This window comes from Geodermatophilus sp. SYSU D00815 (genome assembly GCF_054050035.1).
In genome coordinates, this window is the sequence record NZ_JBJGYO010000016.1 from 44,261 (window position 1) to 66,652 (window position 22,392).

A 22,392-nucleotide genomic window follows, 5' to 3' on the forward strand; every position below is an offset into this window, starting at 1 on the left:
ACAATACACAACCATGGTTGTGTGACGGTAGAGGACATGCCCGCACTCGGGACCGCGACGCTGCTGTCCCTGCTCGGCGCCGCTGTCGACGAGGCAGTGCTCGAGGCGTTGCAGGGGACAGGGCTGCGCCGCGGGCACGGCTACCTCGTGCAGCGTCTGCTCGTCGGGCCCGGGACGGCCACGCAGATGGCCGCCGACCTCGGCGTGAGCCAGCAGGCCGTGTCGAAGGCACTCAAGGAGCTGCTCGACCTCGGGCACGTCGAGCCCGTCCCGGGGACGGAGGGCAGGCGTAGCCGCCCGGTCCGCCTGTCCGCGCAGGGGCACGAGGCCGTGCAGCGCGCCCGGAGAGCTAGGGCAGCGATAGATGCTCAGGTGGCCGCGCTGGTCAGCGACGATGACCTCGCTCGCGCTCGACAGGTACTCGTCGCCGCCCTCGAGGTGTTGGGGATCCGGCAGCGTGTCGAGCACCGCACGGTGGCGCCGCCGGACGGCGTGCTGCGCAGGGGATGAACCGACCGCGATCGAACCAGCACCTTTTTCTCGGCTTGCCCAGCAGCCTGTTGGTGCCACCACTCCTGCTCCGGAGGACCGCGTCACCCTCTTCGGCTCCCTGGCCGCAGCAACAGTCCCACCTTCCAGCACTGCGCACGGCGTCGACCGGGAACGATCGCGGCGACGGCAAGGGCGACGGCAAGGCGGAAGACCCGGACACGGCGCCGGGTGTCAGCCAGCCGCATATCGATCGGTCAGAACGCCCGACCTGTGCGCAATCGCCGTCGAGAAGATGAACGCAGCGCGCGGGACGTCCTGCAAGACCTGCGATGACGGTCCGGCCGTCCCGGACCGCCGTGCACCGCCCGCTCGTCCGTGCGGTCGCCGGGGCCCATGACCGCCGGCGTGCGGACCAGCACGAAGGAGAGCACCGTCCTCGGCGGTGTCCCCCACACCGGCCGAACGGTCGTAGACCCCGGCCGTGGACACGTGCATCAGCCTGGCGACGCCGTGGTCCCGGGCGGCCCGAGCGGTGACCGGCGTCCCTGGACGGCAACCCGGGCGGGCCCATCGGGTGGAGGGTCGTGACGACCGCGTCAGCACCCTGGGGCGCCGCCGGCGCGGTCGTTCGGGCGATGGACCTCGCCGTTCAGCGGTGCCCGAGCGGCGTTCCGGCGCCGACCGGCGGGGGCTCCTGGTCGCGCCGCGCGTTCCACGGCAGTCGGCGGAGTTCCTCGGCGAGCGCGTGGGCCGCTGATCCGCCGAAGCGCCGCGCCCAGTGGCCGAACCAGTCCTCCTGGTCCAGGAAGAACTTCCAGTCGTCCAGCACCCCGTGCCTCACGAAGATGAACGGCACGGGTGACCGGAAGGGATGGAAGTCGCTGTTGTAGATGGCGGTCCCCTGGTGGCCGTCGTAGAACGGCCCGAACACGATCCCGTCCTCGACGTACGACGGGACGGCGACCTGCCGGAGGACCTCGTCGAACAGGGGCTGCGCCCGGTGCGCGGGCAGGTCCGGGAAGACGACGACGATCACGTCGTCGGCGGATCCGTCGCCGCGGGTGGCTCCGACCTCGAGCAGCCGGCGCTTGTACGCGTTCATGAGCTCGATGACGTGCGGCGGACCCCCGTCGCCCACGCGCTCGGGAGCCAGCCAGAGCGACCGTCGATCCAGGGACCTGGGCACGAAGGGGCAGACGGACCCGGGGCGGCCGAGTTCGGCATGGGGTCTGACGATGAAGGACGTGATCCAGTCGGCGACGGCGGCCAGCGCTTCCCGATCCCGGTCCCCGAGACCACGGGCACCCTCGAGCTCGTGGAGCGGGAGGAGAAGTGTGGTCGACGACTCGGTCTGCGACGACATGGCTACCCCCTGGCGACGACATGGCTACCCCCTGGCGGCGCAGGCGATCCCGGGATCGCTCAGAGGCCTCGAGCCTGCTCGACCCCGGCGGCACGCGACGCCCGTCGAACACCCTGGCCGGTGCCTGGTCTGCGCGTCGGCCCGGCTCCCCGGCCACCGGTCATCCGGCTCTGCCGGCCCGACCCGTCGGGCACGAGGCCGACCAGCGGCTCGTCGTGTGCGACGAGGTACGCCGACGGCATCCGGCCGGTGCCCGGCCCGGGGTCGCGGGCGTTCGGGCGCGATCCCCGGGGGACGGACTGTCGGACGCCCGGTCGCGCGCCGGTGCTCACGGTCAGCTGCGCGGGCTGGGGATCTGCGGTCCCCGGACCGACCGGAACCCGGCACGCAGTTCCTCCACGAACAGGTACGGCTGCTCCCAGGCCGCGAAGTGCCCACCCCTGTCCAGCGTGTTGTAGTGGACGAGCTGGGGATAGGCCCGCTCCGTCCAGCTGCGCGGAGCCTGGTACTGCTCCCCCGGGAAGACGCTGACGGCCACCGGGACGGAGACGCCCTTCGCGTTGAAGAAGCCGCCCTTGTACTCCCAGTACAGCCGCGACGCGGAGACACCGGTGTTCGTCAGCCAGTAGAGGGTGATGTTGTCGAGGATCTCGTCGCGCGTGAGCTCACCGCTGCTGCTGGTGGTGCGGCCGAGGGCGGCCGCGACGGCCGCGGCCGGCTGGCCGTCCGCGTCGTTGTGGTCGAGCAGCCAGGCGGCCAGCCCCACCGGCGAGTCCGCGATGCCGTAGAGGGTCTGCGGCCGGGCGGCCATGTACCGGGCGTACTCGACCTGCTGGTAGGTCCTGAGCAGCTGCTCGCAGGCGCGCCGCTCGTCGTCCGCGAGACCGGACGGCGGCGGGCCGCCCGCGACGAGGACGTGGTCGATGTCGGCCGGGACGGTGGCCGGCATGTTCGTGTGGATGGCGAGCAGTCCCTCGGGCGCATGCAGCCCCATCTGGTCGACGACGAAGGCACCCCAGTCCCCGCCCTGCGCCACGTAGCGGGTGTAGCCGAGCCGGGTCATCAGCTCGTCCCACGCTCGGCCCATGCGTTCGGGACCCCACCCCGTGCTCGTCGGCTTGCCGGAGAACCCGTAGCCGGGCATCGACGGGATGACCACGTGGAATGCGTCGGACGCGGTGCCACCGTGCGCCGTCGGGTTCACCAGCGGGTCGATGATCTTCAGCTGCTCGATGATCGAGCCGGGCCAGCCGTGGTTGACGACGATCGGCAGGGCGTCGCGATGTTGCGAGCGCACGTGGATGAAGTGGATGTCGAGCCCGTCGATCTCGGTGACGAACTGCGGCAGGGCCTGCAGCCGCGCCTCGCAGTTCCGCCAGTCGTACCCGGTCGCCCAGTAGCGCGTCAGCTCCTGCATCATCGCGAGCGGCACACCCTGCGACGTGTCCGCGACCGTCTCCCGTTCCGGCCAGACGGTCGCCTCCAGGCGTCTGCGCAGTTCGGCCAGCGACTCCTCCCGGATCTCGATCCTGAACGGCCGGATCCCGCTGCCCGGCTCGTGTGCGGCAGCCGGCGTCGCCGGGGCGGCGGTTGACCGGGACATCGATTCCTCCTGGCAGACGCGCTCGAGGTCGCTGGGGTCTGGTCACGCTGGCAGTCGGCACAGGACGTCGCCCCCGTGGATGTCCCTGGTGGGCACACGGGTCCGCGGACCCGGACGTGCGGCCCGGGGAGGCGCCCGTGGATGTCCCTGGTGCGAAGAGCGGGGCGGCGCCGCGAGGGTCGTGCCCCACCACCCCTCCGACCGCTCGTCGACCACGAGCGCCCCGAGTGCCAGGAGGCACCGATGTCCCGGTCGACCGTCCCGACGATGACCGCTGCCGGCGCGACGTCCGGCATCGCGATCCGCCCCTTCCGGATCGACGTCCCGGAGGACGCGATCACCGACCTGCGCCGGCGCATCGAGGCGACGCGCTGGCCGACGCAGGAGCTGGTGCCGGATCGGTCGCAGGGCGTGCAGCTGGCGACCGTGCAGGAGCTGGCGCGCTACTGGGCGGACGAGTACGACTGGCGCCGCTGCGAGGCGAGGCTGAACGCGCTGCCGCAGTTCGTCACCGAGATCGACGGGGTGGAGGTCCACTTCATCCACGTGCGCTCGCCGCACCCGGACGCGATGCCGCTGATCATGACGCACGGCTGGCCCGGCTCGGTCGTCGAACTGCTCGAGACCATCGGCCCGCTCACCGAGCCGACCGCCCACGGCGGGCGGGCGGAGGACGCGTTCCACCTGGTGCTGCCCTCCCTGCCCGGGTACGGCTTCTCCGCCGAACCGCGCGAGGTCGGCTGGGACGTGGGTCGGGTCGGCAAGGCGTGGGCGGAGCTGATGCGCCGCCTCGGCTACTCCCGCTACGTCGCCCAGGGCGGTGACGTGGGCGCGGGCGTCACCGACGCCATGGGTCGCCAGGCCCCCGAGGGGCTGCTCGCGATCCACCTGAACCTGCTCGTGACGGCGCTGGGCAGCGCCCTGCCCGGCGACACCGACGAGGAGCGCGCAGCTCTGGACGCGATCGGCACGTTCCGCTCGAGCGGTTTCGCCTACTTCCTGGAGCAGGCGACCCGGCCGCAGACGATCGGCTACGGCCTGCTGGACTCACCGGTCGCCCTGGCCGCCTGGATGCTCGACCACGACACCGACTCGTACTACAAGATCTCCCGAGCCTTCGTGGCTGGGCAGCCGGTGGGCAACCTGACCCGCGACCACGTCCTCGACAACATCACGGTGTACTGGCTGACCGGCACCGGGGCGTCGGCGGCCCGGTCGTACTGGGAGAGCTACGGGCCGGACGCCCCCGCCGCGGCCGCGGCGCGCCAGGCTCCTCCGCCGGTCGCGGTCCCGGTCGGCTTCACCACGTTCCCGGGCGAGATCTGGCGGACGCCGCGGACCTGGGCCGAGCAGAGCTACCCCACGCTCGCCTACTTCAACGAGGTGGGGCGGGGTGGCCACTTCGCCGCCTGGGAGGAGCCCGAGATCTTCGCGGACGAGGTCCGGGCCGCGTTCCGGCCCCAGCGGGGGTCCCGGATCCCCGAGCCCCGTCGTTGAGCCCCCGTCGTTGAGCGCGGAGTGCCCGCGGGGCCGACGCCCCCGCGGGCATCCGACGCCCCCGGTCACCCGAACGTGAAGGAGTACGCCTCCGCGCCGGCCCCGTGGAAGGTGATCTCCAGCTGCCGCTCGCGCACCCCGTCGCGCTGCCGGACGAGCTGGTACATCCGCCCCTCGCGGAGGACGCCGTCCCCCTGCTCGTCGACGTCGACCCCGTGCGCCGAGCCGGGTGCCGCCCCGTCGAGGTGCACGGTGAACGGGATGGGTGCGCCGTCGGTGCCGGACAGCACGAGGTGCGCGTCCCGCGCGGAGAACCGGAAGGCGATGCCGCCGCCGGCCTCCTGCAGCACGACCTTCTCGCCGGCGACCGTCCAGCGACCCCGGAGTCCCCAGGAGTCGGCCCGCAGCCGCGCCGGCAGCTCGAAGGTCCCGACCTGGTCACGCCGAGCGCCGCCCGCCGGCACCACGGCTGCCCCGCCGCGCCAGTAGCCCAGGTAGGTCTCCGGCGTGCGCAGGTGGGCCCAGTCGGCCTCCTGCTCGACACCCTCCCCCTCGACGGCGACCGGTGCCCGCTCCACCCCGAGCAGCCGCTGGACGACCCGCTCGGACTTCTCGTAGCGCCCCTCGCCGAAGTGCTCGTCGCGGATGATGCCGTCCCGGTCGACGAAGTAGAGAGCCGGCCAGTAGTGGTTGTCGAAGGCGTTCCAGATGGCGTAGTCGTTGTCGACGACGACCGGGTGGTCGATGCCCCGTGCGGCCGTCGCCCGGCGGACCAGGTCGACGTCGTGCTCGAACGAGAACTCGGGCGTGTGCACACCCAGGACCACGAGGCCGTCGTCGCGGTAGGCCCGTGACCAGGCGCGGATCCAGGGCACGGTGCGCAGCCAGTTGATGCAGGTGAGCGTCCAGAAGTCGACGAGGACGACGGAGCCGCGCAACTTCTCGGGATCGAGCGGCTCGCTGTTGATCCACGCGGTGGCACCCTCGAACGAGGGCATGTGCAGACGCAGGCGGTCGAACACGGTCATGCCGGGACCTCCAGTGGGCTGCCCGTCGGAGCTGACGCGGGAAGGCTGCGGGTCCGCCGCGCCGGTCGCGCCCGTCACATGCCCTGGTGTTGCCGCTGCCCGGGCCGGTCCCGCCATCGGAGTCGAATGACCCATGTGCCCCGCCGGCGCGCCCACCTAGCGTGACGAGCCCGGGAGTCCCTCGGCACGGCCGGGGCGGTCGGCCCGCCCCCCAGGAGGGGATGCGCATGTCGGGTACGGCGACGTGGCCTGGCCTGCTGGGGCGGCGCACCGAGTGCGAGCTGCTGACCAGCACGGTCGCGGCTGCGCAGGCGGGTCGCAGCCAGGTGCTCGTGCTGCGCGGCGAGGCGGGGATCGGCAAGACGGCGCTCCTCGACTTCCTCGTCGCCCGCGCCGGGGGCTGCACGGTCGGGCGCGCCGCGGGGGTCGAGTCGGAGATGGAGCTCGCCTACGCGGGGCTCCACCAGCTGTGCAGCCCCTTCCTGGACCGGCTGGGCGAGCTGCCGGGCCCGCAGCAGGAGGCCCTCGCCACCACGTTCAAGCTGCGCGCGGGGAGCGCACCGGACCGCTTCCTCGTCGGCCTGGCGGTGCTGACGCTGCTCGCCGAGGTGGCCGAGGAACGACCGCTGGTGTGCGTCGTCGACGACGCGCAGTGGCTCGACCGCGCGTCGCTGGAGACGCTCGAGTTCGTCGCCCGCCGGCTGGTTGCCGAGCCGGTGGCCGTGGTGGTCGCCGTCCGCGACACCGACGAGCCGCCGGTGATGGCCGGATTCCCGGTCTGCGTGGTCCGGGGGCTGCGTCCCCGCGACGCGGCAGCACTGCTCCAGACGGCCGTCACCGGCACGTTCGACCTGCGGGTCCGGGACCGCATCCTCGCGGAGGCGCACGGCAACCCGCTGGCCCTCCTGGAGCTCCCGCGGGGGCTGACGACCGCCGAGGTCGTCTTCGGCGGTGCCACCGGCAGCACGTCCACCCCGCTGGTCCGCCGTCTCGAGCAGGGGTTCCTGCGTCAGGTGACCCCGCTCCCGGCGCCCTCCCGGCGACTGCTCCTCACCGCGGCCGCGGAACCGGTCGGCGACGTCGCCCTGCTGCGGCGGGCCACCGAGCAGCTCGGCATCGACTTCGACTCGGCCAGGGCCGCCGAAGCGGCCGGCCTGGTGGAGTTCGGCGAGTGGGTCCGGTTCCGCCATCCGCTGGTCCGATCGGCCGTCTACCGGTCGGCCACGCCGGCGGAGCGGCGCCTCGTGCACGGCGCGCTGGCCGAGGCCACCGATCCCGACGTCGACCCCGATCGGCGGGCGTGGCACCGGTCGCGGTCCGTCGTCGGCCCGGACGAGGAGGCCGCCGCCGAGCTGGAACGCTCCGCCGGGCGGGCACTGGCTCACGGCGGCTGGGCCGCCGCGGCCGCCTTCCTCGAGCAGGCCACGGCGCTGACCCCGGAGCCGGCGCGACGCGTCCGCCGCTCCCTCGATGCCGCGCAGGCCAAGCTCCACGCGGGTCAGCTCGACGACGCGGCGGTGCTGCTCACCACGGCCGAGGCCGGGCCGCTCGGGGTGGCGGAGCGCGCCCGGGCAGACCTGCTGCGCGCCCAGCTCGCGTTCCTCGCCGACCGCGGCAGCGAGGCGCTCCCCCTGCTGCTCGCCGCGGCCCGCCAGCTGGAGCCGGTGGACCCCTCGACGGCCCGGGACACCTACCTCGACGCGCTGTCCGCCGCGCTGTTCGCCGGACGGCTCGCGGCGGGTCCCGGGGCGCGCGAGGTGGCCGGGGCCGTGCGAGCGGCCCCCCGACCGCACGCCCCGCGCAAGGACGACGTGCTGCTGGACGGCCTCGCCGTCCTCTTCACGGAGGGCTACGCGGCGGCGGTGCCGCGCCTGCGGCAGGGAGTGCGCGGGTTCGTCACCGAGGACCTGACCGTCGACGAGGGCCTGCGGTTCGCCTGGTTGGCCGCGGCCACGGCGGCGTCCCTCTGGGACGACGGGAACTGGGACGTGCTCACCCGCCGGCACCTGGCGGAGACCCGGCAGGCGGGTGCCCTCAGCGCCCTGCCCCTGGCGCTGAACACCCGCGCCGTCGTCCAGGTGTTCAGCGGCGACCTCGCATCCGCCGACTCCTCCGTGCAGGAGGCCGAGTGGGTGGGCGACGTGACGACGAGCGGTCTGGCTCCCTACGGCGCGATCGCTCTCCTCGCCTTCCGGGGAGCGGCCGAGGAGGCCGAGCCGCTGTTCCGCAGCTGCCTGGCCGACGTCGTCTCCCGGGGGGAGGGGGTCGGCGTGGACATGGTCCAGTGGGCCCGCTCGGTCCTCTTCAACGGGCTCGGCCGCTACGGCGACGCGCTGCGGGCGGCGCAGGAGGCGGCGGCCGATCCGCTGCGGCTGGGCCCACCGAAGTGGGCCCTGGCCGAGCTCGTCGAGGCCGGCGCCCGCGGGGGCGACACCGGGGCGGCCACGTCCGCGCTGGCGGAGCTCTCGGCCCTGACGCGGGCCAGCGGCACCGACTGGGCCCTGGGGATCGAGGCGAGCCGGCGGGCCCTGCTGTCGACGGACGACGCGGCGGAACGGCTGCACCTCGAGGGCATCGAGCGGCTCGGACGGACGCGCATCGGGCCCGACCTCGCCCGCGCCCGGCTGCTCTACGGCGAGTGGCTGCGGCGGGTCGGTCGACGGGTGGACGCCCGGGTCCAGCTGCGGACGGCCCACCAGGAACTCGCCGCCATGGGGCTCACGGCGTTCGCCGATCGGGCACGACGGGAGCTCCTCGCCACCGGCGAGACGGCGCGGAAGCGGACCGTCGAGACCTTCGCGGACCTCACCGCCCAGGAGGCGCACATCGCCCGGCTCGCTGCGGGAGGGCTCACCAATCCGGAGATCGGCGCGATGCTCTTCATCAGCCCCAGGACGGTGGAGTGGCACCTGCGCAAGATCTTCCCCAAGCTCGGTGTCACCGGCCGCCGTGAGCTGCGACGGACGCTGCAGGACAGCGCCGTCCCGTGAGCCTCGACCGCACGCCCGGGCCGGCCCCGTCCACAGGCCTCCCGGGTGCGGCCGGTCACGGCACGGCCGCCGCCGCCGGAGGCAGCCCCGGGGCGCGCTCCCTCCCGGGGGTCTCACCCCGGACCAGGGCGGCCGGCGCGGCGGCGCGGTCGATGCCGGCGGCCGCGTACGCCTCGTCCTCGTTCAGCGTCTCGCGCTCCAGCAACGTGCGGGCGAGCCGGTCGAGCCGATCGCGGTTGCCCCGGAGCGCCTCCACCGCCATGGCGTAGCACTCGTCCAGCAGACGCCTGACCTCCTGATCGACCAGCTGCCTGGTGCCGGGTGCCACGCCGTCGAGGCCGAACGGCTGCTCCGTGCCGGACGGAGGGAGGACCGACACCGGACCCACCGCGCCCGACATGCCCCACCGCCCCACCATCTGGCGGGCGAGCTGCGTCGCCTGCTCGAGGTCGTTCTCCGCCCCGGTCGTCACGTCGTCGTAGACGACCTCCTCGGCCGCCCGTCCGCCGAGGGCGCCGGCGATGCGTCCCCGCAGGTACCTCGCGGAGTAGCCGTACCGGTCGACCACCGGGGTCTGGACCGTGACGCCCAGCGCCCGGCCGCGCGGGATGATCGTCACCCGCCGCACCGGATCGGCGCCCGGGGTCAGCATGCCGAGCAGGGCGTGCCCGGACTCGTGGTAGGCCGTCCGCAGCTTCTCCTCCGGCGTGAGGACGATGCCCCGCACGGTGCCCAGCAGGATCTTCTCCAGCGCTTCGGCGAAGTCCGCGGACGTCACCTGCTCGCGGTGCCGCCCAGCGGCGGTGAGCGCAGCCTCGTTGACCAGGTTGGCGAGGTCGGCGCCCACCATGCCGGGCGTCGCCGCGGCCACGGCGGCGAGGTCCACGTCCGGTGCCAGCGGCACGTGCCGGGTGTGGACCCGGAGGATCTCGTGCCGGCCGCGCTGGTCCGGTGGGGCGACGGACACCCGGCGGTCGAAGCGACCGGGCCGCAGCAGGGCCGGATCGAGGATCTCCGGGCGGTTCGTCGCGGCCAGCACGACGACACCCTCGTTGCCCTGGAAGCCGTCCATCTCGGTGAGGATCTGGTTCAGGGTCTGTTCCCGCTCGTCCACTCCCCCGGCCGCGAACGCGCCGCCGCGGGCCCGGCCGATGGCGTCCAACTCGTCGATGAAGACGATGGACGGTGCCACCTTCTTCGCCTGGTCGAACAGGTCGCGCACCCGGCTGGCGCCCACCCCCACGATGGCCTCGATGAACTCGGACGCGGAGATCGAGAAGAACGGCACCCCGGCCTCGCCGGCCACGGCACGGGCGAGGAGCGTCTTGCCCGTCCCGGGCTGGCCGGACAGCAGCACGCCGCGCGGGATGCGCGCCCCCAGGCGGCTGTAGCGCTGCGGGTCGCGGAGGAAGTCGACGATCTCCACGACCTCGTGCTCGACCTCGTCGATGCCGGCGACGTCGGCGAACGTCGTGCGCGGACCCGAGTCGGGCTGGTAGAGGTCGGCCCGGGACCTGCCGAACCCGCCCAGCGCGCCCGATGCCGAGGCCCTGCGCCGGAGGAACCACAGGACCAGCCCGACCAGCAGCAGCGTCGGCCCGAAGCCCACGAGCACCTGCTGCCAGAGCGGCGGTGCCGCGTCCGGGTCGGTCGCCTCGACGGTGACGCCGGCAGCCTCCAGGCGCCCCAGCAGGTCGTCGGTGGCGAAGGACGGGCGCTGGGTGACGAACCGATCGACCGCGGCCGCGTCCCCGGAGCCGGGCGGGTAGTCGACCGCCGTGCGGAACTGGCCCTGGATCGTGTCCGCTTCGGACGTGACCGCGTCCACGTTGCGGCTGTCGAGCTGCTCGGTGAAGAACGTGTACGACACCTCGGTCCGCGCCGGAGGCTCCGTCAGGACCGACATGAGGATCCAGTTGACCGCCAGGGCGGCGATCAGCCACCACCAGAAGCGGCGCAGCAGGGGCCGCTGCGCCGGAGTGCCGGACGAGGGCCTCCCCGGCATGCCCTCCGTCCGCCAAGGGGCGGGACGGCCGGGGTCCCCGGTGTTCCGTCGGCGCAGGCCCTCACGTCCTCGGCTACCGCTGTCGCGGGCGGGATCTGCCATCGCGGCCTCCGGTGTCGGCGCTGCACGTCGGTCGACGCGACGCGATCACCCTGGGGTGCGGCCGCCCGTGGTCGCGCCAGGGAGGATCCCTGGACCGCTCCCTGGCGCCGACGCTCGCCGTCGTCCGCTCACCCCTCCGCGGCTGATGCGGCCGCGAACGCCTGCAACCGGGCAAAGGTCTGCCGGACGGCCTCGGCCAGCGAGCCGGTTCCGGCTGCCCGCCACGAACGGACGGCCACGCGGAGCACCACGAGGCCGACACCGGCCTCCAGGAGGGCTGCCGCATCGGGCTCGGCCAGCCCGCGCATCCCCGCCAAGCCGGCGGCCAGGACTCCCTCGAGCTGCCGCTGCACCGCCAGCGTCCGCTGCATGAGCCGTGCGTGGCCGAGGACGATCGGGTCCCGGACCGCGAGCATGTCCTGCCGGGACTCCAGGAAGAGGGCGAACTCCTCCAGCACGACCGAGAGCCGGGTGGCCGCGCCGGATCGTGCGCTCGCCTCCAGCGCCCTGCCCAGAGCCGCGGTGAACTCCTCCTGGTAGGCGAAGACGACTTCTTCCTTGGTCCCGAAGTAGCGGTAGAACGTGGCCGGGGCCACGCCGGCCTCCGCGCAGACGTCCTCCACCGTGACCTGGTCGAACCCCCTGGCCAGGAAGAGCTCCAGGGCGATCTGCTCGATCCGGGCGCGTCGCTGCTCCCGCGAGGCCGGACCGGGGCCGGGGCCGCTCGCAGCCATGCCGCCCCCATTCGCACCGCGCCGACGCACCGATCCTGACCGCGGTGGAGTGTGACACCGCCCCTGACCGCTCCTCCACGGCTGTCCTCCGTTCGGGAAGGGACCGCGTTCAGTCGATCGACTCATGCTGCGACCGGCACTCCCCCGGCACGATGCGACGTCCCCTCGACAGACCCGCACCGCGGGAGGAACGCATGTCCCTGCACGCGGAGAGCGGGAGCGGCGCCCGGGTGCCCGGGGCCTTCGAGGCCCTCCACCTCTCCCTCGTCGCCGCCGGCGAGGTCACCCTCCGGCTCCGCTACGGAGGGTCGGGGCCACCGCTGCTGCTCCTGCACGGCTACCCCGAGACGCCCCTGGCATGGGCACTCGTGGCCGGCGACCCCGCGCGCGAGTTCACCGTCGTGGCCCCGGACCTGCGCGGGTACGGGGACAGCTCGAAACCCGCAGCGGCGCCGGGACACGAGAGCTACGGCAAGCGGGCCATGGCCGAGGACTGCATCGCGCTGATGAGCGGGCCGGGCTTCGAGTCGTTCGACGTCGTGGGGCACGACCGGGCGGACGGGTCGCCTACCGCATGGCGCTCGACCATCCGGCGGTGGTCCGCCGCCTCACCGTCGTGGACGTCCTCCCGACCGGCGAGGCGTGGGCCCGCGCCGACGACCGACTCGCGCTCGGCTACTGGCACTGGGGCTTCCTCGCTCAGCCGCACCCCCTGCCGGAGCGGCTCATCGGCCGCGATCCCGACTTCTTCTTCTTCGACGCCGAGTTCGGCGGCGCCATCCGCGGGTTCCACCCCGTGGCGGTCGCGGACTACGTCCGGTGCGCTCGCGATGGGGAGGCCATCGAGGCGATGTGCGAGGACTACCGGGCGGGCGCCACCTGCGATCGCCGCTGCGACGACGAGGACCGGGCCGCCGGACGACGGATCCGCTGTCCGGTGCAGGTCCTGTGGGCCGGCAGAGGTGCGCTCGAGGCCTGGTACGACACCCTCGGCGTCTGGCGGGACTGGGCGGACGACGTCACCGGACGGGCCGTCGACTGCGGCCACTTCATCATGGAGGAACGGTCCGGCGAGGTGCTCGCCGCGATCCGCCGGTTCCACACCCGGACGCGGCCGGGGACGGCGGCGGCCTCCTCCTCAGGGACGGGCGACGACGAGGTCGGTTGACCGATGCGGCGCCGTCCGGGGCCCGGCGAGGCTTCCCGACGTGCGTGCCGCTCCCTCCGGACGCCCGGCCGGGGGCCCACCACCAGACCGTCCCACGTCCGAAGGAGACCACGATGAGCGAAGCGGCAGCCACCGGCGGCCGGGGACCGACCGTCGCACTGGTGCACGGCGCCTTCGCCGACAGCGCCGGCTGGAACGACGTCGTGGCACAGCTGCTCGCCGGCGGGACCCCCGTGCGGGCCGTGTCGAACCCCTTGCGCGGGATCTCCCACGACGCGGCCTACGTGGCCAGCGCGCTGTCCCAGATCCCCGGGCCGGTGCTGGCGGTGGGTCACTCCTACGGCGGAGCCGTCATCACGAACGCCGCCCTGCGGGCGGGCAACGTCGTCGGTCTGGTGTACGTGGCCGGTTTCGCGCCCGACGACGGGGAGTCGCTGCAGGACATCGAGGCCGACTCCGTCGACAGCGTGCTCATGGACGCCCTCGTCCAGTGGCGGTACCCGACCGGTGAGGGCGAGGACACCCAGATCGAGTTCGCCATCCATCCGGAGAAGTTCCACGACGCCTTCGCCTCCGACGTGCCGGAGGAGCAGGCCCTGGTGCTCGCGGCCACCCAGCGCCCCATCTCGGTCCTGGGCTTCGGTGAGCCGACGTCAGCGCCGGCCTGGCGGAGCCTGCCGTCCTGGGCCGTGATCCCGACCGGGGACAAGGCCGCGGGGAGCGATGTCCTCCGCACGATGGCGGACCGCGCCGGCGCGAGGGTGACCGAGGTCGAGGGTTCCCACGTCATCATGATCACGCAGCCGAAGGCGGTCGTCGACGTTCTCCAGCAGGCGTTGGCGGCCCTGTCGGCGTAGGGGTGCTCTCCGGCCGGATCGCGCTCCGCAGCGACCCCTCAGCGACCCTTCGAGCGGGACCCGGGGCTGGTGGAGGGGGCGGTCGGGACGGCGGGCCGACGGCCCGCGATCACGTCGCGCGTTCCTCTCGGCCCGCTCGATCCGCGGGACGAGGCCCTGGTCACCCAGGTGCTGCCCGCCCGGTCACCGGTGGCGGCGAGCACCGCGGTGGGGACGACGCACGCGCCCGGAAGCGGGCGAACGGGGGCCGGATCGAACTCAGGTGCCAGGAGTGCCGCGCCGTGCCCGCGGTGGCGCCGATGAGCACGGGGTGCCGGCGAGGGCGTCGTCGTCGAGGACGGCGGTGGAGGTCTCGAGCAGGCCGTGCAGGAGGCGGGGAGGACCGGCGCGGCGGTGATGACGGCGTCGGCGCCGGGACCGTGCTGATCCCGCCGCGCAGCGCGTCGATCGAGCAGCCGGTGACGAGGTGTCGGCCAGGTCGCGGGCGTGCTCGCGGAGCTCGACCACCTCGACGGCGCCGCCGAACCCCGCGCCCCGCTGCCCAGCCGTCAGGAGTAGCCGTTCCCCGCAGACGGCATCCGGAGCAGGCGGACGCCGCTCATCTCCAGTCGCAGGCCCGCGTCGTCCGAGGCGCACCGCATGACCACCTGCATGCAGCCCGGGCACCGGATGACCAGCGCCGGCGCGTCGGCGTAGACCAGGTGCGCACCCAGCGGCGCGGGGTTCCCGCAGTGCGCGCAGGTCGAGACGGCCGTGGTCGGGTCCACCGCGAGCACCTCGCGCAGCACCCCGGCCGCCGCGTTGCCGTCCAGCCGCCGGTCAGGCGACCCGGGGGTCTCGGTCATGGGACACCTCCGTTCGAACGCACAGGGCGGCTGCTCACCGTTCCGTCCAGCCGGGCGACCAGTCGTCGTCCTCCAGGGGGACGAGGTGCACCGCTGCTTCCTCGGCGGACGCGCCGCCGGAGTCGACCCCGACGTCGAGCCCGTGCAACTCCGGCTCCACGTCGCCCCAGGTCTCGAACGTCTCCACGAGCCGGCCGGACCGGACCGCGCCGACCTCCTGGTCGACGAGTTCCCCGTCGGTGTCGGAGGCATCACCCAGTCCGTCCCCCTCGAACCGGCGTTGCTCCGGGATCTCCCGGGCGAGGCGGCCCGTGAGGCTCTCTCCGGCGAGTTCCTCGCGCTCGGTGGTCCCCCAGTCCGTCACCGCCCACGGGCGCTCGGCCGGGGACCATCCCGTGTCCAGCACATCCGGGACACCGTCGAGGTCCTCGAGGGTGTCCGGGGGGTCGAGGACGCCGGAGTCCTCCTCGGGATCGGTCCCGTCGGAACCGAAGAGGAAGGGGTTCACGGAGGACCTCCTCGGCGACGCGGTCGACGACTCCGCCGGCCGTCGCCTCTCGAACGGTCAGCGGGCCTGGTCGTCCGGGCGCTGGTCGACGCGCCCGAGCGATCGCGCGTGGGGATCCCGCACCCGCAGGATGGCGTCGTCCCCGCGGCAGAGCACGGTCCAGCCGTCCTCGTGCTCGACGTCCTCATCTCGGAGGTCCCGCGTCCGACCTGCTGGTCGTCGCCGCAGACGATCCGTAGGCCGGCATCGATGTCTCTCCGTCCGTAGGTCCTCCGGCGATCCGGTCGCGCCCGTCCTGCCGGCGACGCGGTCGCCTCCCTGATGGACTCTCACCCGACACGATCCGGTGCGCATCGGTCATCCGACTGCTGGTGGGGAAACGCCGTCGCCGCGGCACAGGTGCTGGTGGCCCGGACCGCTCCTGAGAGAGACTCTCAGCCAGGCGGGCGACCGGTCGCCGGTCGGCTGGAGCGGGGCCGTTCAGTCCGGTCGACGGCCGGACGTCGCCGGAGGGGGTCCCCCTGTGCCAGAGGTGCTGCTCCCCCGCTGGATCCCGAACCGGCTGATCGGGCGGTCGGCCGAGCAAGCGGTGCTCACCGCCTTCCTCGGGTCGGTCTCCGACGCCGGCGCGGCGCTGCTGGTCACCGGCGAACCCGGTGTCGGGAAGTCCGCTCTCCTCGACGCCACCGCGCAGGAGGCCGCGGCGTCCGGCGCGACCGTTCTCCGCGCACAGGGCGTGGACTTCGAGGCCGAGATCGGTTTCGCGGGGCTCCACCAGCTGCTGCTGCCCCTTCTCGACGAGGTGGAGGCCCTGCAGGAGCCGCATCGGGAGGCGTTGACCGTGCCCCTGGGGCTGAGCCGGGGCCCGGTGCCCGCTCGGCTCCTCGTCTCGGCCGCTTCGCTGGCGCTCCTCCGACACGCGGCGAGCAGCCGGCCGGTGCTCGTCCAGGTGGACGACCTGCAGTGGCTCGACACGGTCAGCACGACGGTGCTCGGCTTCGTCGCCCGGCGCCTCGTGGGCAGCCGGATCGGCTTCCTCGGCGCGGCGCGCACGGGAAGCGACTGCTTCCTCCTGGACGCCGGTCTTCCGCAGCTCGACCTCCCCGCGCTGGACGGCGACTCCGCGGGCGAAGTCCTCGACGAACGCTTCCCGACCCTGACCGGGTCCATCCGGCAGCGTGTCCTGTCGTCCGCCCAGGGCAATCCGCGCGCACTGCGGGAACTCCCCGAGGTGATGACTGCCGAACAGCGGGCCGGATCCGCGCCCCTCCCCCGATCGCTCCGCCTGAGCACGTCACTCCGCCGGCTATTCGGCCAGCGGCTGGGGGCGCTGCCGGCCGCGACGCGCGAACTGCTGCTCCTCATCGCGCTCGACGTGACGGGGGACCTCCGGACGCTCCGGGCGGCGGCCGGTGACGACGCCTGGTTGGACGGCCTCGCCCCTGCCGAGCACGATCGCCTGGTCCGCGTGGACGTCGCCGCGCAGCACGTGTCGCTCCGCCACCCCCTGATCGGCGCAGCGGTGGTGGACCTGTCGACCAGCGGCGAGCGGCTCCGGGCGCATCGCGCGTTGGCGCACGCGCTGCTCGACCACCCCGAGAGGTGCGCCTGGCACCTCGCCCAGTCGGCGGTCGGTCCGGATGCGGGCGCCGCTGACCTCCTGGACCTCGCGGCCGACCGGGCACGGCTGAAGGGCGACGCCCCGCGGTCGGTTCGTGTGCTGCTGCAGGCCGCGCACCTCACGCCCAGCGGTCCGGAGCGCGCCCGACGCCTGGCCGAGGCGGCCTTCGTGGGCGCGGACGTCACCGGCTACCTGCGCAACGTTCCCCCGCTGCTCTCCGAGGCCCACGCGGCCGACCCCGGAGCCGCCGGCTCGGTCCCCGTGGCGATGGCCGCGGCACACCACCTCCTCCACGGTGACGGCGACGTGGACACCGCCCACATGGTGCTCGTGCGTGCTCTTCAGCACCGCACCGCGACGGACGCCGGCTCGTTGGAGGACGCCCTCCACAGCCTTCTGCTCGCCTGCCACTTCGCGGGACGGGACGAGCTCTGGGATCCGTTCGTGCAGGCGCTGGAAGGACTGGGTGGCACCCCTCCTGCCGTGCTGGCCGCGTCCGCCGGCCTGTTCGCCGACCCGGCGCGCGCGACGCCGGAGCAGCTCGACGGGCTGGACGAGCTGGTGTCGACCGTCCAGGGCGAGTCGGACCATTCCCGCGTGGTGCGGGTCGGCACGGCCGCGCTCTACGCGGAACGGCTTCCCGCCTGCCGGCAGGCCCTCTGGAGGGTGGTCGAGGACGGGAGGGCCGGCGGCGCCGTCGCATCGGCCGTGAACGCCCTCCTGCTGCTCTGCCACGACGCTCGCCGCGAGGGGCGCTGGGACGAGGCTGACCGAACGGCGGAGGAGGGGGTCGCCTGGGGGGAGGGTCTCGGCTACCGGTTGATGACGACGTCCGGGGTGTACTGCCAGGCCCTCATCGCAGCCGCACGTGGCGACGAGGCGACCGCCCGTGCGGCGGCGGATCACCTCGAGGCGGCGGCCCTGTCGCGGGGCGTGCACCTCTGCGGGCACTTCGCGAGCCATGTCCGCGGGCTGGCCGCCCTGGGGCTGGGTCAGTTCGAGGACGCCTACCGACATCTGACCGACATCACCCCGCTCGGGGGTTTCGCCCCCCACAGGCCGATCGCCCTGTGGGTCGCCATGGACGCAGTCGAGGCCGCCGTCCGCACGGGACGCCGGTCCGAGGCCGAGCAGCACGTGGCCGCCATGGGGTGCGCCAGCATCTTCGGTGACCGTCCCTGGCTGCGGCTGATCTCGACCGGGTCCGCCGCGCTCGTGGCGTCGGGCGAGGAGGCGACGCGGCTGTTCGAGACCACCCTCGCCATCCCGGAGCTCGATCGCTACCCCTTCGACCAGGCACGCATCCGGCTCGTCTACGGCGAGCACCTCCGGCGGAGCCGGGCGACGCGCGCCGCCCGGCTCCACCTGACGGCGGCGCTGGAGGCCTTCCGGCGGTTGGGGGCGGAGCCGTGGGAAGCCCGTGCCGCCAGCGAGCTCGCCGCCACCGGGGCGGCCGCAGGAGCGGCGCTGTTCGATGCTCGCCGCTGGGAGCTGACGTCGCAGGAGTACGAGATCGCGATGCTCGCCGCATCCGGCCTGTCGAACAAGCAGATCGGCAGCCGGATGTACCTCTCCCCTCGGACGGTCGGGGCGCACCTCTACCGGGTGTTCCCCAAGCTCGGCATCAGCTCCAGGGCCGCCCTCCGGGACGCCCTCAGCGCGGTCGCGCCGGCCGGGACCGGCCCGCCCTCCAGGGCGGGGTGACCGGCCGGGACCGTTGTTTGACTGATGCGCAGCACCGCTGGCTCGTCCAGGGTCGGACCCGATCGACACCGGGAGGGGTCATGTCGGTGGTGTCTCGGGGCTTCGGTCACCACGCCGTGCGACGGGACGAGCGGCTCCCGCCGGGTCAGTACGACGTCGGCGGCAGCTTCCCCGTGCTCTCGGCGGGCCCGACACCGCGGACGCCGCTCAGCGCGTGGGACCTGACCATCCAGGGTGAGGTGGACGGCCTGCGGCGCTGGACCTGGGACGAGTTCCGGGCCCTGCCGCGCGAGGCGATCTCGGTCGACATCCACTGCGTGACGAAGTGGTCGAAGTTCGACACCCGGTGGGAGGGGGTCGCCGTCGACACCCTGCTGGCAGGGGTCAGGACGGAGGCCGAGTACCTGACCGCCTTCTGCGACGGCGGCTACACGACCAACCACCGGCTGGCGGACCTGACGGACGGCCGGGCGTGGGTGGTGGACAGCTACGACGGTCAGCCGCTGCCTCCCGAGCACGGAGGACCCGTCCGGCTGCTGGTGCCGCACCTTTACTTCTGGAAGAGCGCCAAGTGGCTCCGCGGCTTCGCGCTGACGCGGTTCAACGAGCCCGGCTTCTGGGAGACGTTCGGTTACCACGATCGCGGCGACCCATGGCTCGAGCAGCGGTACAGCGGCGACTGAGCTGGCTGCGCGCCACGGTCCTCGAGAACCGACCCGAGACAGCGCGCGTCAACCGGCTCCTCTTCGACGTCCCGGGGTGGCCCGGCCACCTGCCCGGTCAGCACGTCGACCTGAAGCTGACCGCGGAGGACGGCTACACCGCGCAGCGCAGCTACTCCGTGGCATCCCCTCCGGAGGATCCCCGGCTGCACCTGCTGGTCGAGCGTTTCCCGAACGGGGAGGTCTCGCCGTATCTCACCGACGAACTGCGCTCCGGTGACCTCCTCGAGCTGCGCGGTCCGATCGGCGGGTACTTCGTGTGGTCCGCGCGGGAGGACGGACCGCCGGCCGAGGGCCGCCGCCCGGTCCAGCTGGTCGGCGGTGGCGCCGGCGTCGCGCCCTTCCTCGCCATGCTGGACCACCACCGACGGACGGGCAGTTCCACACCGGTGCGCCTGCTGTACTCGGTGCGCAGCCTCGACGACGTCCTCGGCCGCGACACCCTGGGGTCCCGCGCGACGATCACCCTGACCCGTGAGGTCCCGGCAGGCTGGACCGGGCCGACCGGACGGGTCGACCGGGCCATGTTGGAGGCCCGGGCGCTGCCGCCGGCCGCCCGGCCGCGGATCTTCGTCTGCGGTCCCACCGAGTTCGTCGAGAGCGTCGCCACGCTGCTGGTCGACCTCGGTCACCCGCCGTCCGAGATCCGGCTCGAGCGCTTCGGGGGATCTCCTCAGCCGTCCTGAGCCGTCGGCCCCGACCCGGGCCCGGCACGACCGAGCACGGAGGGAGTGGGTTCGTGACGAGCGCGCCCGTGTCGGTCGCCGTGGTGAGCAGCCGCATCGAGGCCGAGCTCATCGCGGGCTTGCTCCGGAGCCACGGCGTGGGGGCGGCCGTGAGCACCGACGACGCCGGTGGGCAGGAGCCCCAGTGGCAGTTGAACGGAGTGCACGTGCTCGTCCCCGCCGCCGACGAGCGGACGGCCCGCGAGCTCCTCGCCACCGTCGACGACGCAGGTGGACCGGTGGGTGGCGGCTGATGGCGGCTCCTGCTGCGCGTGGACCGGAGGACCCCGCGCGTGGCGGCGGCCGGTCCGCGGCGTCGAGCGAGCCGCGCACGGGTGCGGTGCGGGTAGGCGCCCCCGTCAGAGCTGCGACCGGATCCACGGCTCGAGGTACGGGTTGCGGGGACGGTACGGCGGCTTCCCCTCTCTCCAGCGGCGGACCACCGAGCCGTCGAGGGCCTCGCCGATCGTCGTCCGCACCGGCCGGAGGTAGGGCTTCGTGCCGGGGACGAGACGGGCGAGGCGGCCGAGGAAGCTGCCGTAGAAGTCGTGGATCCGCCCCGCCCACTCCTTCCCCGTGAGGGGGACCGGGGGCGGCTCGACCACGAGGCCGGCCGCGACCGCCCGGTCGGCGATCCACTCGCGTGCGAGGACCGACAGGGGGTTGTCGACGGCCGGGGTCGCCGTCCCGCCGCCGCCGACGTTCGCGTGCTCCCCCACGAACCACCGCTGCTCCACCCGCGTCGGGTGCTGCGGGATCGGGATCGGCACGCTGGTCCAGAGCGTCGGCGCGAACTGCTTGCGGTGCTCGTCGACGGCCACGGCGTGGCAGGCGACGTCGACCAGGCCGCTGAGGCGGGTGTCGTGGAACGCGTAGCGGCGACGGTTGAGCAGGCGGCCGATGCCGCCGGGGATGCCCAGGGCCCCGACCGTGTCGAACACCCCGATGAAGCGGATGCGCACCAGCCGCGAGCGGGCCAGCACGAGCACGTCCTCGGCGGTGCGGGCGGGCTTCTCCCCCTCCTGCATCTCCCGCAGGCCCGGGGCGTCGGTGTCGCGGTAGCGCTCGAAGACGGCGGTCGCGGGCAGGTCCGCCTCGTCGACGAGCCCGCACTTGGCGATCATGCCGGCGAGGCTTCGCGCGGCGAAGGCGCCGCGGCTGTAGCCGAGGAGGTGGATCCGGTCGTCGGAGCGGTGCCGCGCCGCGATGAACCCGTACGCCTGGCGGATGTCGTCGTCCAGCCCCGCGCCGAGGATGCCGCCCCGCAGGCGGTCGAAGGGGCCGGTCCCGACGCCCTCGACGTAGCAGACCTCCTGCACCGCTGCGCCGACGCGACGCGGAACCCGCGCGTCGAGCTGGGCGATGTTCGTGTGGGTGTTGGCGTCGCTCCACGTCCCGTCGAGGAGCACGACGATGTTCACCGGCTGCGTCCGACCCGGGTCTGCGCCACCCGCCGCCTCCCCTCGACGAACGAGGAGCCACAGCGTCCACGAGATCCGGTGGGTGGACAAGGTCGGCGACGATGCGCCACGGCGGCGTCACCGAGGACCCGAGCCGGTCGTCCGCCGCGACGAGGTGGGGTTGACGTGTCCGGTCGCCCCCGCCCGCGACTGGTCATTTCCGACCACCACCGCGCAGGCTCAGAGCTACCACGACGTCCCTACAGCGTCCTCGCCTCGTCTCGGGCCGAGCGCGCTCCGGGCGTATGGACCCCGGCTTCTCCGACCTCCACCGGCTCTCGAGCCATGTGACCGACCGCTGAAGGTAGGAGCTCAGCCGTGCGCGAATCCTGAAAGCCTCCCTCGGTCACCGATGTGAACCTCCGGGCGGTCCATGACCGCGGAGGTCTCGTCTTGCGAAGGGACGTCGGCAAGCCAGCCCGTGGCTGCGCCCGGTCGCGGAGGGGCTGGGCCCCGTCACGCCAAGCAGCCTGTGCCCGGAGATGCCCCGGCATGTCACCGTTCTCGCTTCTGACCGCCTCGAAACCCTCATCGCGATGCCGCTCCGACCATGGGTAACGGCCATCGACTCGCGGAGGAGGACGGTTCGTGGAGACTGGCATCCGCGAAACCCCTCCATCAGGAGCCTAGCGGAATTCCCCCCATTCCAGGCAGTTCTTGAGCTTCTTGTCGGCGTTGACGTTGCACCATTCGCTCCAGTACTGAGCACATACCACTCCTGCCGCGGGGCCGCCGACGGGGAATATCGGGATCCCCATTGCGCAGAGGATTCGGAAGCCAGCCTTGCAGGCGGCGCGATCACTGCTGGCGAGCGTCTGGCACTCCTCTGCTGAGAACTGCCCGTAGGGTCCCGAACCTCCGGTCCCCGGCTCGCTAGCAGCCGCGTCTGGGGGTGGTCGCCACCTTCCCCCACGCCCACGGCGCTCGGCGGAGTGGCCCGAGCCGTAGCCGCCTCCGCCTTCTCCAAA

The 22,392-nt window shown here is 73.6% G+C and carries 17 protein-coding genes and 1 pseudogene; 10 read left to right on the forward strand and 8 right to left on the reverse strand.

Annotated features, from left to right (window positions below; all coding sequences use genetic code 11):
- Window positions 1-21 precede the first annotated feature (21 nt).
- Window positions 22-510, forward strand: a complete 489-nt coding sequence (locus ACI78S_RS17085; protein ID WP_456975458.1) for a MarR family winged helix-turn-helix transcriptional regulator — start codon at window positions 22-24, stop codon at window positions 508-510.
- A 631-nt stretch (window positions 511-1,141) separates the two neighbouring features.
- Here the strand turns inward: ACI78S_RS17085 and ACI78S_RS17090 are convergent.
- Both ACI78S_RS17090 and ACI78S_RS17095 read right to left on the reverse strand, forming a co-directional pair.
- Entirely contained in the window at window positions 1,142-1,855 is a 714-nt protein-coding gene (locus ACI78S_RS17090) for a DUF6875 domain-containing protein (protein ID WP_456975460.1), read from the reverse strand.
- 334 nt (window positions 1,856-2,189) lie between these two features.
- A complete protein-coding gene (locus ACI78S_RS17095; RefSeq protein ID WP_456975462.1) occupies window positions 2,190-3,458 on the reverse strand; it encodes an epoxide hydrolase family protein in 1,269 nt (422 codons plus the stop codon).
- 267 nt (window positions 3,459-3,725) lie between these two features.
- Between ACI78S_RS17095 and ACI78S_RS17100 the strand changes: the two genes are divergently transcribed.
- Window positions 3,726-4,955, forward strand: a complete 1,230-nt coding sequence (locus ACI78S_RS17100; RefSeq protein ID WP_456975464.1) for an epoxide hydrolase family protein — start codon at window positions 3,726-3,728, stop codon at window positions 4,953-4,955.
- Between the two features lie 65 nt (window positions 4,956-5,020).
- Here ACI78S_RS17100 and ACI78S_RS17105 read toward each other — a convergent pair whose 3' ends face one another.
- The gene (locus ACI78S_RS17105; protein ID WP_456975466.1) at window positions 5,021-5,983 is read right to left on the reverse strand and encodes a thioredoxin; all 963 of its coding nucleotides are present in this window, start codon (window positions 5,981-5,983) and stop codon (window positions 5,021-5,023) included.
- Between the two features lie 227 nt (window positions 5,984-6,210).
- Between ACI78S_RS17105 and ACI78S_RS17110 the strand changes: the two genes are divergently transcribed.
- Window positions 6,211-8,973 (forward strand): helix-turn-helix transcriptional regulator, encoded by a 2,763-nt coding sequence (locus tag ACI78S_RS17110; RefSeq protein ID WP_456975468.1) that lies wholly within the window; start codon window positions 6,211-6,213, stop codon window positions 8,971-8,973.
- 55 nt (window positions 8,974-9,028) lie between these two features.
- Here the strand turns inward: ACI78S_RS17110 and ftsH are convergent, their stop codons facing one another.
- Complete coding sequence (gene ftsH / locus ACI78S_RS17115; protein WP_456975470.1) at window positions 9,029-10,978, reverse strand: ATP-dependent zinc metalloprotease FtsH; 1,950 nt, start codon at window positions 10,976-10,978, stop codon at window positions 9,029-9,031.
- Window positions 10,979-11,208: 230 nt separating this feature from the next.
- Window positions 11,209-11,814, reverse strand: a complete 606-nt coding sequence (locus ACI78S_RS17120; protein WP_456975472.1) for a TetR/AcrR family transcriptional regulator — start codon at window positions 11,812-11,814, stop codon at window positions 11,209-11,211.
- Between the two features lie 194 nt (window positions 11,815-12,008).
- On the opposite strand from ACI78S_RS17120, the pseudogene ACI78S_RS17125 reads away from it, so the two are divergent.
- The 3 genes and pseudogenes from ACI78S_RS17125 to ACI78S_RS17135 all read left to right on the forward strand — a co-directional run.
- Window positions 12,009-12,305: pseudogene (locus ACI78S_RS17125) on the forward strand (alpha/beta fold hydrolase); the annotation flags it as partial.
- 104 nt (window positions 12,306-12,409) lie between these two features.
- Window positions 12,410-12,982: an alpha/beta fold hydrolase gene (locus tag ACI78S_RS17130; RefSeq protein WP_456975474.1), complete on the forward strand. Its 573-nt coding sequence runs from the start codon at window positions 12,410-12,412 to the stop codon at window positions 12,980-12,982.
- Between the two features lie 113 nt (window positions 12,983-13,095).
- Window positions 13,096-13,839, forward strand: a complete 744-nt coding sequence (locus tag ACI78S_RS17135; protein WP_456975476.1) for an alpha/beta fold hydrolase — start codon at window positions 13,096-13,098, stop codon at window positions 13,837-13,839.
- A gap of 548 nt (window positions 13,840-14,387) precedes the next feature.
- Here ACI78S_RS17135 and ACI78S_RS17140 read toward each other — a convergent pair.
- Both ACI78S_RS17140 and ACI78S_RS17145 read right to left on the reverse strand, forming a co-directional pair.
- The gene (locus tag ACI78S_RS17140) at window positions 14,388-14,684 is read right to left on the reverse strand and encodes a DUF6510 family protein (RefSeq protein WP_456975478.1); all 297 of its coding nucleotides are present in this window, start codon (window positions 14,682-14,684) and stop codon (window positions 14,388-14,390) included.
- A gap of 34 nt (window positions 14,685-14,718) precedes the next feature.
- Entirely contained in the window at window positions 14,719-15,192 is a 474-nt protein-coding gene (locus tag ACI78S_RS17145) for a DUF5709 domain-containing protein (protein WP_456975480.1), read from the reverse strand.
- 523 nt (window positions 15,193-15,715) lie between these two features.
- Between ACI78S_RS17145 and ACI78S_RS17150 the strand changes: the two genes are divergently transcribed.
- The 4 genes from ACI78S_RS17150 to ACI78S_RS17165 all read left to right on the forward strand — a co-directional run bounded on the left by ACI78S_RS17150 (window position 15,716) and on the right by ACI78S_RS17165 (window position 20,218).
- Window positions 15,716-18,517, forward strand: coding sequence for an AAA family ATPase (locus tag ACI78S_RS17150; RefSeq protein ID WP_456975482.1), 2,802 nt, complete (start codon window positions 15,716-15,718; stop codon window positions 18,515-18,517).
- A gap of 80 nt (window positions 18,518-18,597) precedes the next feature.
- The gene (locus tag ACI78S_RS17155) at window positions 18,598-19,200 is read left to right on the forward strand and encodes a molybdopterin-dependent oxidoreductase (RefSeq protein ID WP_456975484.1); all 603 of its coding nucleotides are present in this window, start codon (window positions 18,598-18,600) and stop codon (window positions 19,198-19,200) included.
- Entirely contained in the window at window positions 19,170-19,925 is a 756-nt protein-coding gene (locus ACI78S_RS17160; protein WP_456975486.1) for a ferredoxin reductase, read from the forward strand. The genes ACI78S_RS17155 and ACI78S_RS17160 overlap by 31 nt, the downstream gene beginning before the upstream one ends.
- A gap of 53 nt (window positions 19,926-19,978) precedes the next feature.
- Window positions 19,979-20,218 carry a putative signal transducing protein gene (locus ACI78S_RS17165; RefSeq protein ID WP_456975488.1) on the forward strand — a complete coding sequence of 80 codons (240 nt, stop codon included), beginning with the start codon at window positions 19,979-19,981 and terminating at the stop codon, window positions 20,216-20,218.
- Between the two features lie 105 nt (window positions 20,219-20,323).
- On the opposite strand, the gene ACI78S_RS17170 is transcribed toward ACI78S_RS17165, so the two are convergent.
- The gene (locus ACI78S_RS17170; protein ID WP_456975490.1) at window positions 20,324-21,385 is read right to left on the reverse strand and encodes a DUF2235 domain-containing protein; all 1,062 of its coding nucleotides are present in this window, start codon (window positions 21,383-21,385) and stop codon (window positions 20,324-20,326) included.
- Window positions 21,386-22,392 lie beyond the last annotated feature (1,007 nt).

Coding starts and splice junctions, on each gene's coding strand:
- ACI78S_RS17140 (WP_456975478.1), bottom strand. CDS start 14,684: ATGACCGAGACCCCCGGGTCGCCTGACCGGCGGCTGGACGGCAACGCG.
- ACI78S_RS17120 (WP_456975472.1), bottom strand. CDS start 11,814: ATGGCTGCGAGCGGCCCCGGCCCCGGTCCGGCCTCGCGGGAGCAGCGA.
- ACI78S_RS17155 (WP_456975484.1), top strand. CDS start 18,598: ATGTCGGTGGTGTCTCGGGGCTTCGGTCACCACGCCGTGCGACGGGAC.
- ACI78S_RS17110 (WP_456975468.1), top strand. CDS start 6,211: ATGTCGGGTACGGCGACGTGGCCTGGCCTGCTGGGGCGGCGCACCGAG.
- ftsH (WP_456975470.1), bottom strand. CDS start 10,978: ATGCCGGGGAGGCCCTCGTCCGGCACTCCGGCGCAGCGGCCCCTGCTG.
- ACI78S_RS17160 (WP_456975486.1), top strand. CDS start 19,170: ATGGCTCGAGCAGCGGTACAGCGGCGACTGAGCTGGCTGCGCGCCACG.
- ACI78S_RS17135 (WP_456975476.1), top strand. CDS start 13,096: ATGAGCGAAGCGGCAGCCACCGGCGGCCGGGGACCGACCGTCGCACTG.
- ACI78S_RS17105 (WP_456975466.1), bottom strand. CDS start 5,983: ATGACCGTGTTCGACCGCCTGCGTCTGCACATGCCCTCGTTCGAGGGT.
- ACI78S_RS17090 (WP_456975460.1), bottom strand. CDS start 1,855: ATGTCGTCGCAGACCGAGTCGTCGACCACACTTCTCCTCCCGCTCCAC.
- ACI78S_RS17095 (WP_456975462.1), bottom strand. CDS start 3,458: ATGTCCCGGTCAACCGCCGCCCCGGCGACGCCGGCTGCCGCACACGAG.
- ACI78S_RS17100 (WP_456975464.1), top strand. CDS start 3,726: ATGACCGCTGCCGGCGCGACGTCCGGCATCGCGATCCGCCCCTTCCGG.